This is a genomic window from Streptomyces sp. NPDC030862 (genome assembly GCF_055571835.1).
The window spans coordinates 72,758-87,005 of record NZ_JBVIEN010000014.1; the positions used below are offsets into that span (position 1 = coordinate 72,758).

A 14,248-nucleotide genomic window follows, 5' to 3' on the forward strand; every position below is an offset into this window, starting at 1 on the left:
CACGACGCGCTCAGCGGGTACGTACGCGAATGGAACAGCGAGGAGGGGTGGAGCAGGCCGAACAGGACGCGGCGAGGCGCTGTCAGATCTTGCCCATGTGCTCCACGGTGCGGTGCCCCAGGTGCCGCCTGAACGTCGCGTAGAAGTCGGTGGACAGCGGCGGCCAGCCCCAGAAGTCGAAGGCGAGGGCGCCCACCGCGAAACCGGATTCCCACTGCCACTCGGTGACCGGCACCGAGGCACCGCAGGCAGCACAGGGGGCGCTCCCCTCCCCCGTTTCCTTCCAGGTGGCGATGGCGGCCTTGAACGGCTGCCACACCTTTTCGTCCGCCTCGAACTCCTCGGGGTAGTCGATGAACACGGTCCTGCCGCCGCACCGCGGGCAGACGGCGTACTCCGCCTCGTCCAGGCCCTGGCCACCGACGTGGTAGTCGCGCCCGACGATGACGGCGACCGGGCCCGGCAGCCAGGACGGGTCCGATGAGTCTGCGACGGCCCGCGCCCAGTTGGGGCCCGGCACGTAGCCCTGGTCCACGGTCATGCTGTACACCCCGGTGCTGGACAGTTCCCGCGTGATGAGTCCCTCGGTGACCATCCAGGCGACCATCCGCTCCGCGAGCGGCCCGGCCTCCTCGCCGGTCACCTCGACGTCGACGATCCGCTCGAAGAAGTCGCCCATCGTCTCCACCTCCCGCCACGTCACCGTGCACCGTGCCCGCCGAGGAATACTGCCAGTCCGACGTCTCCGGCCGCTTCGCCGGGACCGGCCGGAGTCCGGGCACCAGGTGGTCCTCACCCCCGCGGCGTGCCCGCTCGACGAGCGCGTCGCCGCGGAGCAGCCAGCCGGCGCACGCGTCGGCGAGGCCGTCGTGGACCTCGCGGCCGTCGTGGACCTCGGAGCCGGTCGCGGTGCACCACGCCTCGCGGTAGGCGTGCTCAGCCCGTTCCAGCAGGGGCGGCCCGTGGAGGGTGCTACGGCGCGTGAGGAAGTCGGCATCGGATGGCCGGGACACCCGCTCGGCGAGACGCTGGGACATCTACGGGAGACAGCGGAACATTCACCCGCTCATTGGATCTCCCTAGAGTCGAGGCATCGAGAAGCGGCCGGACAACCTGCCGCTCCAGCAGTCGACTTGAAGGAGCACCCGTCATGCGCGCTGTCGTCCAGAAGACTTTCGGCGGACCCGAGGTACTGGAGGTCGTGGAGACCGAACGCCCCGCTCCCCTCGGCGCCGAGGTGCTGATCCGCGTGCACGCCAGCGGCGTCAATCCGGTGGACGCGGCCGTGCGCTCCGGGGCCTTGCCGCTGCTCGGCGAGCCGCCGTTCGGGGTCGGGTGGGACGTCTCCGGTGTCGTCGAGGAAGTGGGGCCGGGGGCGCGGTTCAAGCCGGGTGACGAGGTGTTCGGCATGCCGTTCTTCCCCCGGGCCGCCACCGGGTACGCCGAGTACGTCGCCGTTCCCTCCCGTCAGGTGGCGCGCAAGCCGGCCGGTCTCGACCATGTGCAGGCCGCCGCCCTGCCCCTGGCGGGACTGACGGCCTGGCAGGGCCTGGTCGACGCCGCGCGGCTGCAGGCGGGTCAGCGGGTGCTGATCCACCGGGCGGCGGGCGGCGTGGGGCACCTGGCCGTGCAGATCGCCAAGGCCCGGGGCGCGCACGTGATCGCCCTGGCGAGCGAGCCGAAGCACGCGTTCGTACGCTCCCTCGGTGCCGACGAGGTGCTCGACTACCGCACCACCGACTACGCCGAGGCCGTCCGGGACGTCGACGTCGTCTTCGACTCCAGCTCCGAGGGCACCCGTTCCCTCGAAGTCCTGCGCCCCGGGGGCACCCTCGTCAGCATCATGGAGCACTGGAACCGGGAACTCGCCGCGCGGATCGAGGCGGCCGGGCGTCGCTTCGCCGGTGTCTCCGTCGAACCCGACTACGCCTCCCTGGAGGCCATGGCCGCGCTCGTCGACTCCGGGCGCCTCCGCCCCCACATCGCCGAGACCTTCCCGCTCGAAGAGGCGGCCAAGGCCCATGAACTGGTCGGCTCGGGGCGGGTGCAGGGCAAGGTCGTCCTGACCATAGCCTGAGCCCGGCAGGGAAGAGGGAAGAGAGACGCGGAGGTGCGGTGCGATGGACGTGCTGACGGAGGCCCTGAACTCGATGAAGACCCAGGTCCCCACCTCCGTACGGACCGAGGGCCGGGCGCCGTGGGGCCTGCGCCTGCCCCCGGCGGCGGGCGCAGGATTCCACGTGGTCCTGCGCGGGACGTGCTGGCTGGTCCCCATGGACGACACGGTGCGCCTGGAGCCGTTCGTCCTGAACCCCGGCGACGTGGTGTTCCTGCGCAACGGCCCCGGGCACGCGCTCGCCGACCATCCCTCCACCCCCGCCCATGAGGAACGCCCCGACCAGTTCCACCCCGACGGGCCCATCGGTACCGTCACCGTCGGCGGTGACGGCCCCCGTACGACCCTGCTGTGCGGGAACTACCACCTCGACCAGGCCCGTCCCCATCCGCTGGTCCGCCAGCTCCCCGAGGTCGTGCACCTCTCCACCGGGCCCGGCCACCACCCCGAACTCAGCGCGGCCGTCGGCCTCCTCGCCGCCGAGCTGGAGAACCCGCGCATCGGCTCCGCCGGCATCGTGCCCGCGCTGATCGAATCGCTGCTGCTCTACATCCTGCGCGCCTGGTTCGAGTCCCAGCCCGCGGCCACGGCCACGGGCTGGGCGGCGGCCCTCACCGACCCGGCCGTCGCCCCGGCGCTCGCGTCCCTCCACGAGAAGCCCGACGCCCAGTGGACCGTCGAGTCCCTCGCCCGTTCCGCGGGCCTGTCCCGGGCCGCCTTCGCCCGCCGGTTCACCGCACTCGTGGGCGAGCCGCCCATGACGTACCTGACGCGCTGGCGGATGACCACGGCCGCCACCCTCCTGCGCGAGTCGGAGGTGCCTCTGACGACCGTGGCCGCCCGCACCGGATACAGCTCCGAGTACGCCTTCGCGAAGGCCTTCAAGCGCGAGTACGGGCTGGCGCCGGGTGGCTACCGCCGCCAGTCCCGCAGCGCCGCCTAGGGCGGGTCGTCGGGCGAGCCTGCTACCGCGGTGGGGGCGCCGGGGTGTGCAAGGCCTCGACCCTGCGCCGCAGCAGCTGCAGGGCGCCGCGCTGCCGCCCCGGGACCCGGCTGCGCAGTCTGACGAGGGCGGGGGCCAGCGCACGGGCGGCCTGGGCGTCGCGGAGCTGTTCCCACTGGTGGTGGGCGCGGTCGACGGCGCCTTCCACGTCCGGGTGGTCCGGGGCCTGTTGGCGCTGGAGGCGGGCCTCGGCGGCGGCGATCCACAGCTCGCAGCTTCGCGCCGCGTCGTGGGCGAGGCGGGCGAGGTCGGCGCGGACCTCCAGCCAGTGGATGACCTGCGGCGAGCCGGGCCCGTACGCCTGCAGGGCCTCGTGCTCGCACGCCTGAGCGGCGGCTTGGGCCTCTCCGTGGCGTCCGGCCTTCGCGGCGCCGAGGATCGCGGGCAGCGGGTCCGGCGTACCGCCGGGTGCGGGCGGTACGGGCGGTACGGGCGTCACGTGCGCTACCGGGGCTGCAGGGGCTGCCGCTTGCGGGGACACAGCGGGCCCCTGCGCCGTCCCGGCGCCCGACGGGAGCTCGGCGGCGAACAGCAGGCCGCCCTCGGCACCGGCCTGCACCGCGGCCTGGGCGTGCAGGTCGGCGAGGGACGGGCGTGCTCCGCTGCGCCAGATCGACGTACAGGCTCTCAGGTAGTCGGGCGTCGCGAGCGTACGACGGTCCGGAGGTGGCGCGACGCGCCCGTAGACCCGTATCCCGTAGCCGAGCGCCAGCTCGGACGGCCGCGCCGCCAGCCGCTCCCACACCGCCGTGTCGGCGACCAGGTCCACGACCACCACGGTGGTGCCGGGGCGGCGGAGCTTGAGCTCGCCGGCGATCCAGTGCCAGGGCAGTGCGGTGTAGCGCAGGGTGGAGGGTGTCGTACGGGCGAGCGCGAAGTGCGGCAGACGCTGCTTGTGGTCCAGGTGGAGCTGGCCGGTGATGTAGAGCGCCAGCGGCCCGGGTGAGGCCACGGCGGCGCGCAGACGGGTCAGCACCGCCTGCGGTTCGAGTGGGTCGGCGAGTTCGACGAGCGTCGCCGCGGCCGTTCCCGTCAGCGCGGCCGGAGGTACCGCCGCGAGAGCCGGCAGTACGCTCACCGCGTCGATCAGACGTCCCTTGCCGACGGGTGAGGCCGCGAGGACGAGCGCCGTCCCTGCCCCATCGTGCCCATTGATCACCACGTCAGCACCGTATCGGCTCCGCTCGGAGGAACAGCAACCGGAGGGCCGGGGCCCACCGCGCTCATAGGGCGATCAGTCCCGCTCGCGTCTCCGTGAAGCCGCAGGCGTCGAAGTAGAACGGACGCAGGTGCTCCTCGAAGTCGACGTGCAGCCACGCGCACTTCGCGGCACGGGCTCCTTCGGCCGCGGCCGCGACGAGCGCGGCTCCGACCCCCCTCGACCGGAACTGCCGGGCGACGACCGTGTCCAGCAGGAAGGCGTGGACCCCGCCGTCCCAGGCGACGTTGACGAAGCCGATCAGAGCGCCGTCCTCCCGTGCGCAGACCCAGCCGAGGCTGTGGCGCTGGAGTCGGTCCCGCCATTCGGTCCGTGCGACGGGGTGGCCGAAACCGTCGGCGTGCAGTGCGTTGAGGGCGGTGTTGTCGACGTCGCCCCGCCACTCGTACGTGATCGTCACGCCCCGATCGTACGTCTGTGCCTGCCGCGCGACGCGCCGTACTCGTCACGGGAGTTGTCGCGCATTCGGCTGACACCCGGCCGCCCGCTTCCTAGAGTACGGAGTCTCGGATCTGGCGGGGGTGGGTGCCGTGGGACGTGCGGGTGACAGAGGGAGGATCGTCTTCCTCTGCGTGTTTCTGATAGTCCTGGGCGGCCCTTGGACGCGTGAGGCGCTCGTCGCGTCGTGGCCGGAGAACCACGTGCTCTCGCTGGTCCACCAGGCACTGTTCGTCCCTCAGTGGGACCTGTCGCCGGAAACCGACCCCGTGGCCCGCGAGGTGGGCTGGCCGGCCAACCTGGGGACCGTGACGCTGCTGGCCGGGGTCGTCCTCGTCGTTCCCCGGCTGGTCGGCCGAGCTCCCGCGACGGGCGTACGGTGGGCCGCCGCGCTGGGGGCGGGGGTGCTCCTCTCGGTCCTGAGCATGGTGGTGTCCTGGACCGTGGTCGCGAACGCCGGGCCCGGCGTGTTCCTCGCCTACGGCCGGGACGCCGACGGCATCCTCGTCACCTTCCTCGTCGACGGTCTGGTCTTCGGCGTACTGCTGGGCCTCCTGATCGCGTTCCTGTACGCGGGTACGTACACGGCTGCGCAGGCCCGGGGCCGTACGGCATCACGTATCCGCGCACCGCGCGCACTCCGTGAACGGAGCACCGCCATGACGCACGTATCCCCGGACGTCCCCGATGCCGTCGCGACCGGCGCCGGGCCGAGGGACGCCACGCGCTACCTGTGTGCCGCCGCGTACACGGACCCGGCCTTCGCCCGCCGTGTGGTGGAGGACGTGCTGGGGGACGGGCTCGGCGCGATCGCCGTGTCGCCCGGGGTCGATCTGGTGCCGGTCGCCCGGCACAGCCTCACCGCCCGGCGGCTGCGCCGGCAGCGGGACCGCGAGCTGACCGTGGCCTTCGGTGTCATCGCGCTGTTCGGTCCTCTGTGGTTGCTCTTCGCACGGGTGGCCTTCGGGGCCCTGGGGTCGGCGTCCCGGCCGCGGGCACGGCAGCATGCGGTACGCGGACGGGAACTGCCGTACGCGTCCGGCGCCGTGTGGCGGCTCGCCGGCACGGCGGTCGCCCTCCTCCTGGTGGGCGTGCTGGTGGGTACGTGGTTGTCGTCCCTGCCGCTCCCCGGCCTGGTGAAGTGGCTCGTCGGCGGCTACTCGTGGGGCATCCCGTCGCTCGTCGCCGTCATCGTGGGCGGCGTACTCGCGCTGCGTACCGTCACCGCCGAGGAGGCGGACGTCGACGCGCGGCTGCGTGGTGCGCTGCGGCGTGACGCCTTCGACCCGGAGGCCCTGCCGCGACCGGGGGCGGTGGAGCCGTGGGCGGCGGAGCGGATCGCGGCGGTGGCCGAGGCCCAGCGCGGCAACGTCACGTGCTACAGCGGCTTCTCGCCGTTCATCGGGTACGGCAGGCAGGAGTCGCAGTGGACCTTGTCCCTGCCGCTGCTGCCGGCCGAGCCCGCGCCCGGAGCGGGACGCGACGAACCGCCGGCGGCCGTCGCCGACTTCACCGCCTGGGACGTGGTGGAGCGGCTGCGTCACCGGCTGCGCGAGGCGGCGGGCGGCCTGCCCGTCGTCCCCGGCCCGGCCCGGCGGCACGACGACCGGGGGCCGGGCGCCCTCACGCACGACGCGCGCCTCGCGGGGCTCGCCGTGGAGGACCGGGTGTTCGTCAGTGGGCGGGAACTCACCGAGGACGGGCCCTTCCTGCCCGACCCGCTGCGCGCGCCCGTCACCCGGCTTCCCGCCGAGGAGCTGGAGCGCATCGCCACGCACCCCGAGGGGGTGGCCCGCCACTGCCTGGCGGCGCACCTCCCCCTGTGGGGCGGCGAGGTCGTGCCCAGCCACTTCCTGCACGTGGCGGTGGTGGGCAGGACGCTCCACCTGCGCTGCGAGCGCTTCGTCCTCGGGCCCGTACGGCGCGATCTGCACGCGGTCGACGTGCTTCTGCGCAGCCCCGACGACGCGCGTCTGGCGCTGGCGGTCAAGGCGCTGGGGCGTACCGGCCCGGCGCTGTGGGGCGCGCCCCGGTCCTGGCTGGCGGACGTCCTCGCGGAGCGCCGCCGGGCCCGCCGACTGCTTCACGAGCAGATGGCGGCGGACGACGACCCCGCTTACGACCGGGGCGCCCGCGTGAGCGTCCGCGAGGAGGTGCAGGGCCCGGAGTACTTCCACCACTTCCAGTTCGGTGACGCGCAGCGCGTGCTGAACGCGCTGGACCGGCATGCCCTCGCGGCCGTCCGGGACTTCCTGGACGAACACGGCGTGGACACGGCCGACTTCCGTACCCAGACGCAGACGATCCTCAACCACGGTGTCCTGCAGACGGGCGGCGTCAGCGTGGTGGGAAACCAGGCCGTGGGCCCGGGCGCCCAGGCGACCGCCGAGTCGGCCACGGCCACAGCCGCACCTACGGCCGGGAACCCGGCGCGGTCCGGCGGCCCCGCCCAGCGATAGGAGAGGCACGTGTCCGGTCAAGCCCCCCAGTCCCCCTCCCCCGACGAGCCGTCCCGCGTGCTCAACTTCGGTGTGCAGCAGTACGGCGGTCAGAGCCAGGTCGCCAACCAGGCGGTGGGCCCGCACGCGCGGGCCGTCGCCGGGCACGTCTCCATCCAGCCGCCCGGAACGGACCAGCGCGCCCAGGTGGACGCCCTGCTGCTGCTCGTCGAACGCCTGCTGGACGAGCACAGGGCCGCCCTGCCGGACCAGGAGTCGCCCCGGGCCGAGCTGCGCAGACTGCGCGAGGAGCTCGACGAGGACGCCCCCGAGCCCGGGGTCGTACGGCGGGCACTGGAACGGCTCGCGCTCTTCGCCCAGCCCGCGGCTCCCCTGGCGGCGGCCGTCACCGAACTCACCCGGGCGTTCCAGTCGTTCTGAGCCCGACCGGCCGGTTCGGTCGGCTTTCGGTCGGCTCAGGTGAAGTCGTACACGGTCCAGTCGGTGACCGGGAGGTACCCGAGGCGCTGGTAGAGGGCGTTGCTGGTGGGGTTGGCCGCGTTCGTGAACAGCACGACCTCCTCGGCGCCCGCGGCCAGCGCGGCCCGGCTCACCTCGACCGTCACGGCGCCCGCGTAGCCGCGGCCGCGCAGGTGGGCCGGGGTGTAGACGGGGTCGACCTGGATCATGCCGGCGACCATCGGGTTGGCGCCCGCCATGGAGACGGGCGTGCCGTCCGGGGTCTCCCAGAACGTGTAGCGCTTGTCGGCGAAGCGCGTGCCGGCCCAGGAGGCGGCGTCGATCGAGACGTCCTCTCCGACGTCCGCGGCGAACTCGGCGCACCAGCGCATGAGCCGGTCATGGTCGCGCTCCCCCGCAAGCCGGCCCCGGCCCGCCGGAAACGGCGTGGGCGGGGTGAGCGTGCCGAGCCGGTACAGGCACAACCGGACGCGCGGAACCGGCTCCGCTCCTGTGTGCCGCCGCCAGGCCTCCGCGAAGGCCGTCGCGGTGCCGTCGTCCGCGCTGACGTAGGGCAGGGAGTGCCCGAGGGCGGCCAGGTGGGCGGCGAGGCCGTCGGCCTGCTCGGGGGTGAGGGGGGTGAGGCCCAGGCCGCGGGCGGGAAGGCGGTGAAGGGTCGCGAGGACCTCGCCCGTCCGCTCGAGGTGGCCGAAGAGGGTGGCTTGCGCACCGTGGGCGTCCGCACCGTGGGCGTCCGCACCGCGGGCGCGCAGCCTCGCGATCACGGTCAGCGGCATGATGTGCGGGACGGGGCGCGAGCGCAGGAATGCCCCGGCGTGGGCGAGGAATGCGTCGACGTCTTCGGTGAGGTGCCAGTGATCCGGGCGCATGCCGCATGATCCCCGCCGGGGCCGGATGAGGGCAAGGCGCGGGCGAGGCACACCACGGCCTCGGGCCATCGCGGAGCCATCACACCAGAAGGGCGCGCCACCGGTCGGCCGAGTCCTGCATGTCGAGGACGACCCGCTCCAGGAACCTCCCGCCCTTGGACAGCCGCCGTCCCACGGGCTCGTCGGGGCCGAGCGTCTCCGCCGCAGCCATCGCGGCCTGGGCCACCTGGAGCGTCTGGCGCGCGCTGACCTCGATGGAGTGGTACCAGGCCTCGTCGTCGACCACGTAGACGTCGCGCCGCCGCCGCGGATCGCGCTCGCGCCGGACGAAGCCGTGCTGGACCAGGAAGTTGACGGCCACGGAGACGGAGGCCGGGCTGACGCCCAGTCTGCGGGTCAGTTCGGCCGCGGTGCGTCTGCCGTCCTCGGACAGGAGCAGGTCGACGTGCACGCGCGCCGTCATCCTCGACATGCCCGACCTGACCGCCAGTTGGATGATCTCCTCTTCCATCGGGCCGCCGCCCCGCGGGCGGGCCGCCCGCGCGAGTGCCGGCGTGCCGCGCCGCGCCCGCCGGGCCGTGGCCCGCTGGGCGTGCTGGGGCCGGTAGTCGCCGGGGCCGCCGTTGCGTCCGATCTCCCGGCTGATCGTCGAGGCGGAGCGGTCGAGCCGCCTGGCGATCTCGGCGTACGAGAGTCCGTCGGCGAGTCCGGCCGCGATGCGCTGGCGGTCCTGCTGGGTCAGTCGTCCTCCTGGCATGTCGCGAGTATCGCCTTCACCGAGCGTCCATTGCAACGTGGCGTTGCATTCGACGCCAGCACCTTGCATCAATTTGCCTGTGCTGACCTGGAGTTATGCTCACTGGCCGATTGACGGTCACACGAAGGCGCCATAGCTTTCAGGCAACACCAAACACGTCATATCGCGACTTGAGGAATGGCCATGGATGAGTCCCTCCACACCGTCACGACCCTGCCGACGGCGCGTCCCCCCGGCTGCCCCTTCGACCCGCCCGCGGAGCTGACCGACGCTCACCGGCACGGCTCCATCAGCCGCTACACCCACCCCGGCCCCGCCGCGAAACCCGGCTGGGTGATCACCGGTTACGACCTGGTCAGGCAGGTCCTGGCCGACTCGCGGTTCAGCTCGCGCAAGGAGCTCATGAACGTCGTCGACTTCGAGCTTCCTCCGGCGCCGCCGGGCGAGTTCCTCCTCATGGACGAGCCCCGGCACGGGCGCTACCGCAAGCCGCTGGTGGGCAAGTTCACCGTACGGCGGATGCGCCTGCTTACCGAGCGCATCGAGCAGATCACCGCCGAATGCCTGGACGCCATGGCCGAGACCGGGCCGCCGACGGACCTGGTGACCGCGTTCGCCAAGCCCATCCCCACCATGGTGATCTGCGATCTCCTGGGGGTCCCGTACGAGGACCGGGGTTCGTTCCAGGAGCAGATCGACACGTTCATGGGCGGGGAGGCGAGCGACGAGGAGCTGATAGCGGCCTACACCGCGACACAGGAGTACCTGGCGGAGCTGGTGGCCGCCAAGCGGGCGCACCCCACCGACGACGTGCTCAGCGAACTCACCGGGACCGACCTGACCGATGAGGAGCTGAAGGGAATCAGCCTGATCCTGCTGGCGGCCGGGTTCGACACCACCGCGAACATGCTGGCGCTCGGCACGTTCGCGTTGCTGCAGAACCCGGAGCAACTGGCCGCGCTGCGCGACGATCCCGCGCTCACCGACGGGGCCGTGGAAGAACTGCTGCGGTACCTGAGCGTCGCCAAGACGTTCATGAGGACGGCGCTGGAGGACGTCGAGCTGGGCGGCCACACCATTGAGGCCGGCACGACGGTGGTCCTGTCGTTGCACGCCGCCAACCGCGACCCGCAGCGCTTCACCGATCCGCATGTGCTCGACCTCCACAGGCCGTACGGCGGGCATGTGGCCTTCAGTCACGGCATCCACCAGTGCCTCGGGCAGCAGTTGGCCCGCGTCGAGATGCGGGTCGCGTTCCGCGCGCTGGTCGACCGCTTCCCGACGCTGCGCCTGGCCGTACCAGCCGACGAGGTGGTCCTGCGCCCCCAGACGGCGGACATCGCCGGGGTGAAGAGCCTTCCGGTCACCTGGGACGAGGAGGGGTCGCGGTGAGTCCGGCGGCGCACGTGCGCGTCGACCGTGAGCGCTGCATCGGCGCGGGGATGTGCGTGCTGACCGCCCCCGAGGTCTTCGACCAGGATCCCGACGACGGCCTCGTCATCCTGCTGGACGCCGAGCCGCCCACCGCCCACCGCGCGGCGGCGCGGATGGCCGCCGGTCTCTGCCCCGCCAGGGCGCTCGCGTTCCACGAGCCGGAGTCCAAAGGCCGCGGGACGGCGCGGTGACCATCGGCGTGTGCGGTCGTTCACCAGCGCGCAGGCCCCACACCGACCGGACACGCGTGCACGCACGTACGCACGTACGCACTGATGACGGATGCCGCCCCATGCCCCTGCCCCTGTCCCTGCAGCCGCCTCGCGCGGGCTCCCCGTCTCACCGACGACGCCGCCGCCGTTGCGCGGTGGCCGTGGCCGTGGCCGTCGCCCTCGGGCTGGCCTGGTCCGCGACGCCGCCTGCGGCGCCCCGGGCCACCGCCCGGGCGGTCGTTCCGCTGCCGCCCGTGCAACGCATCGCGACCGAGCCCGGGGTGACCCTCGACGCCATGGTGTACGCCCCGGCCCACACCGTACGAGCCCGGGGGGCGCGGCCGCCGCTGTTGGTGATGCCCGGGACGTGGATCGCCGGCAGGCTCCCCTACCTCCTTGAGGCCCGCCACTACGCCGACGCCGGGTATCTCGTGGTGGCGTACTCCCCACGGGGGTGGGGCGCGTCCACCGGCACCATCGACACGGCAGGGCCCCGCGATGTCCGCGATCTGTCGGCCGTCATCGACTGGGCCGTACGCAGTCAGGCGGTCGACCCCGAGCGCATCGGCGTCCTCGGCTACTCCTACGGAGCGGGGATCGGCCTCCTGGGTGCCGCCGCCGATCCGCGGATCGACGCGGTGGCCGCGATCGGTGGCTGGGCGGACCTGGAGGAGGCACTGCTCGGGCGAACGACGGAGGAACGGGCCAAGGTCGCCATCCTTGCGGCCTCCGCCCGCCTGCTGGGGCGTCCGTCGCCCGAGCTGACGGCGTACGCACGGGAGGCGCTCACCGGGTCCGCCACCGCGGCCATGCGGGCGTGGGCGCAGGAGCGGTCACCGCGGCACCACCTGAAGGCGCTCAACGCGCACCGCCCCGCGGTCTTCCTGGTGCACAACTGGGGGGACATGCTCGTCGCCCCTCCCGCCCAGATGGTCCGCTTCTTCACTTCCCTGCAAGGCCCCAAACACCTGGAGCTGCGGCCGGGCGACCATGTCGAACCGCTGGTGTACTGCGGCCTCAATCTCCGGCTCGCCCCGTGCCGGCGCGCGCAGCGATGGCTCGACACCTACGTCCGGGACCAGAAGGCCACCGCTCGCGAACCCCGGCCGCTGCTCGTACGGCCCCGCCTCGGGCACGGCGACGAGGGCTACGCCGACTGGCAGGCCATGACCGGTCGGCGGCCGGCCCTGCGGCCGCTGGTGCCGCGTACCGCCGTCGTCCGCACGGGCGTGCTCACCGGTGCGGAAGCGGGCCTGCCGGGCCTGTCCCCCACCCTGGACAAGCACGGCCTGCCGCAGCCGGTCGTCATGCCGCTGCTGCCGGGCGCGGGCGCGGCCGTCTGGGACCTGCTCCCCGGCCGGCCCACCCCCCTGGCGGTACGCGGGACGCCCTCGCTGACCCTGTCGGTCACACCCGGCGCTGCCCGGGGAACGCTGTTCGCCTACCTCTACGAGGTGGAACCTCTCGGGATCGGGCGGCTGATCAGCCACGTACCGTTCACCTTCCGCGACCGCGTCCCCGGGGTGCCGTTCACCGTGGAGTTGGAGATGGGGGCGACGGCGTACGACGTTCCCGCCGGCAACCGGCTCAGTCTGGTGGTCGACACCACGGACCCCCTCTACCGGCAGCACAACCCGCCGGGCGCCCGCATGTCCCTGACCCCGTCGCACCTGACGCTTCCGCTGCGGGCCGGTGCTCCGGCGCTCGGGCACCGTTAGCCGATGAGTGCGCCACGGGAGCCGTCTCGGCGCGCAAAACCCTTTGTTCGCCGCACCGCCGCCTCCCTAGCATCGTCCGCATGCGGCGTACGGTCATCATCGGCGACATCCACGGCTGCTTCGACGAGTTGCTCGAACTGCTCGACGAGGTCGACATCCAGCCGGACGACCTGCTGGTCAGCGTCGGTGATCTGGTCGACCGCGGTCCGGCGCCCGGTGCGGTGGTCAGGCTTTTCCGTGAGCGCCCGAACTCGGTCGTGGTGATGGGCAACCATGAGCGCAAGCACGTACGCGGCATCCTCTCCTACGCGCAGGAGATCACGCGCTTGCAACTGGGCGACCAGTACGCCGAAACGGTCGACTGGATGCGCACTCTGCCGTACTACTTCGAGAACGAGCACGTCCGTGTCGTCCACGCCGCGATGCTGTCCGGCATTCCTCTGGCCGACCAGCGGGAGGAGATCCTCTGTGGCTCGACGAGGGGTGAACGCGAGCTCACGGCGCTGTTCCCGGACGGCTCGTGGCACGAGCACTACACCGATGCCAAGCCGGTGGTGTTCGGCCATCACGTCACCGGCCGGGAACCGCTGATTCGCGACGGCAGGATCTTCGGTCTCGACACCGGTGCCTGCCACGGCTGGAACCTGACCGCCCTGTGTCTCCCGGGCTTCACGGTCCACTCGGTGCAGGCGCGAGCGGACCACTGGTCGGCGGTCAAGCGCCAGTGGCAGTTGCCCGTTCTGAAGGCCAGGCCCTGGCACGACGCCACCTGGCGGGAGCTGGCTGAGGCGGCAGAGCGGTTCTCCTCCACCTCCGACCCAGCGGTATACCGGTGGCTGGAGGCACTCCGGGGGTGGGCCGCGGGTCTGCAGGCGACGTTCCCCACCCTGGTCGCCGCAGCGCATCGAGTCGCCGACGGGCTCACCCCGGACGCGATGCGCCGGCATCCTGCTGCGAAGGTTCTCTTCCAAGCCCGTAACGGCCGCCTCGACCAGACCAGTCTGGCCAGGCAGTGCCCGACACCGGGCCGGACGATCGAACTGGCAGCCGCGCTGGGGCTGGTACTGGACGGCCTGCCCGACTGAACCCACCCGGTACGCGACCCCCCAGTGATCCGGACGAGGGTGCGATGATGCGGTCGTGGTGACAGAGGACGAGTGGGCGGAGATACGGCGGGGCCTGCGCTTCGGTCAGGTCTTCGAGGGCACGGTGGTGAGGGTGCCCCAGCCCGGCGCGATCGGGATCTTCGTGGACATCGGCCTGGGCGTCGGAGGCTTCGTCGACTTCGTGTTGCTGCCGGAGAAGAGTGAGCACTGGCCGGCGGAGGGGACCGTCACCACGTTCCAAATCTGGTGGGCCGACGACCGTCGGCAGGTCCGGCTGAAGCCGTCCGATCCCCGGTACCTGCGACGGGACTTCGCGGAGTTCGTCGCCCGCTTCCGCCCCGGTTGGCCGTCCGACATCGGACGCCCCATACCCGAGCCCCGGTCTCCGAGCCTCGATGAGCTGCGGGACGTACTGCGGCAGAGCCCGGAGCCGGGCCTTTAGTAGGTTGAGGGGCCAC

At 72.7% G+C, this 14,248-nt stretch carries 14 protein-coding genes; 9 read left to right on the plus strand and 5 right to left on the minus strand.

All coding sequences use genetic code 11. The features are described 5' to 3' along the window. Positions 1-82 precede the first annotated feature (82 nt). A complete protein-coding gene (locus tag ACZ42X_RS30710; protein ID WP_468296901.1) occupies positions 83-703 on the minus strand; it encodes a hypothetical protein in 621 nt (206 codons plus the stop codon). A 447-nt stretch (positions 704-1,150) separates the two neighbouring features. Between ACZ42X_RS30710 and ACZ42X_RS30715 the strand changes: the two genes are divergently transcribed. Both ACZ42X_RS30715 and ACZ42X_RS30720 read left to right on the plus strand, forming a co-directional pair. After that, positions 1,151-2,077, plus strand: coding sequence for an NADP-dependent oxidoreductase (locus tag ACZ42X_RS30715; RefSeq protein WP_468296903.1), 927 nt, complete (start codon positions 1,151-1,153; stop codon positions 2,075-2,077). 43 nt (positions 2,078-2,120) lie between these two features. Beyond that, positions 2,121-3,059, plus strand: coding sequence for an AraC family transcriptional regulator (locus ACZ42X_RS30720; protein ID WP_468296906.1), 939 nt, complete (start codon positions 2,121-2,123; stop codon positions 3,057-3,059). Between the two features lie 22 nt (positions 3,060-3,081). Here the strand turns inward: ACZ42X_RS30720 and ACZ42X_RS30725 are convergent, their stop codons facing one another. Beyond that, entirely contained in the window at positions 3,082-4,281 is a 1,200-nt protein-coding gene (locus ACZ42X_RS30725; protein WP_468296909.1) for a hypothetical protein, read from the minus strand. Positions 4,282-4,342: 61 nt separating this feature from the next. Continuing rightward, on the minus strand, positions 4,343-4,738 hold the full coding sequence (locus ACZ42X_RS30730) for a GNAT family N-acetyltransferase (RefSeq protein ID WP_468296912.1): 396 nt from the start codon (positions 4,736-4,738) through the stop codon (positions 4,343-4,345). A 172-nt stretch (positions 4,739-4,910) separates the two neighbouring features. Between ACZ42X_RS30730 and ACZ42X_RS30735 the strand changes: the two genes are divergently transcribed. Further along, complete coding sequence (locus ACZ42X_RS30735; protein WP_468296914.1) at positions 4,911-7,235, plus strand: hypothetical protein; 2,325 nt, start codon at positions 4,911-4,913, stop codon at positions 7,233-7,235. A 9-nt stretch (positions 7,236-7,244) separates the two neighbouring features. After that, a complete protein-coding gene (locus tag ACZ42X_RS30740) occupies positions 7,245-7,655 on the plus strand; it encodes a hypothetical protein (RefSeq protein ID WP_468296917.1) in 411 nt (136 codons plus the stop codon). A gap of 35 nt (positions 7,656-7,690) precedes the next feature. Here ACZ42X_RS30740 and ACZ42X_RS30745 read toward each other — a convergent pair whose 3' ends face one another. Together ACZ42X_RS30745 and ACZ42X_RS30750 are read right to left on the minus strand one after the other, a co-directional pair. Beyond that, on the minus strand, positions 7,691-8,563 hold the full coding sequence (locus ACZ42X_RS30745) for a GNAT family N-acetyltransferase (protein WP_468296920.1): 873 nt from the start codon (positions 8,561-8,563) through the stop codon (positions 7,691-7,693). Positions 8,564-8,642: 79 nt separating this feature from the next. Next, complete coding sequence (locus tag ACZ42X_RS30750; protein WP_468296923.1) at positions 8,643-9,320, minus strand: GbsR/MarR family transcriptional regulator; 678 nt, start codon at positions 9,318-9,320, stop codon at positions 8,643-8,645. Positions 9,321-9,503: 183 nt separating this feature from the next. Between ACZ42X_RS30750 and ACZ42X_RS30755 the strand changes: the two genes are divergently transcribed. The 5 genes from ACZ42X_RS30755 (at position 9,504) to ACZ42X_RS30775 (ending at position 14,232) form a co-directional block, all read left to right on the plus strand. Further along, positions 9,504-10,712 (plus strand): cytochrome P450, encoded by a 1,209-nt coding sequence (locus ACZ42X_RS30755; RefSeq protein WP_468296926.1) that lies wholly within the window; start codon positions 9,504-9,506, stop codon positions 10,710-10,712. Continuing rightward, a complete protein-coding gene (locus ACZ42X_RS30760; RefSeq protein ID WP_468296929.1) occupies positions 10,709-10,945 on the plus strand; it encodes a ferredoxin in 237 nt (78 codons plus the stop codon). The genes ACZ42X_RS30755 and ACZ42X_RS30760 overlap by 4 nt, the downstream gene beginning before the upstream one ends. 176 nt (positions 10,946-11,121) lie before the next feature. After that, positions 11,122-12,684 (plus strand): alpha/beta fold hydrolase, encoded by a 1,563-nt coding sequence (locus ACZ42X_RS30765; protein ID WP_468296932.1) that lies wholly within the window; start codon positions 11,122-11,124, stop codon positions 12,682-12,684. Positions 12,685-12,764: 80 nt separating this feature from the next. Further along, the gene (locus tag ACZ42X_RS30770) at positions 12,765-13,769 is read left to right on the plus strand and encodes a metallophosphoesterase family protein (protein WP_468296934.1); all 1,005 of its coding nucleotides are present in this window, start codon (positions 12,765-12,767) and stop codon (positions 13,767-13,769) included. 55 nt (positions 13,770-13,824) lie between these two features. Beyond that, positions 13,825-14,232, plus strand: coding sequence for a hypothetical protein (locus ACZ42X_RS30775; protein WP_468296937.1), 408 nt, complete (start codon positions 13,825-13,827; stop codon positions 14,230-14,232). The last annotated feature ends 16 nt before the right edge of the window (positions 14,233-14,248 follow it).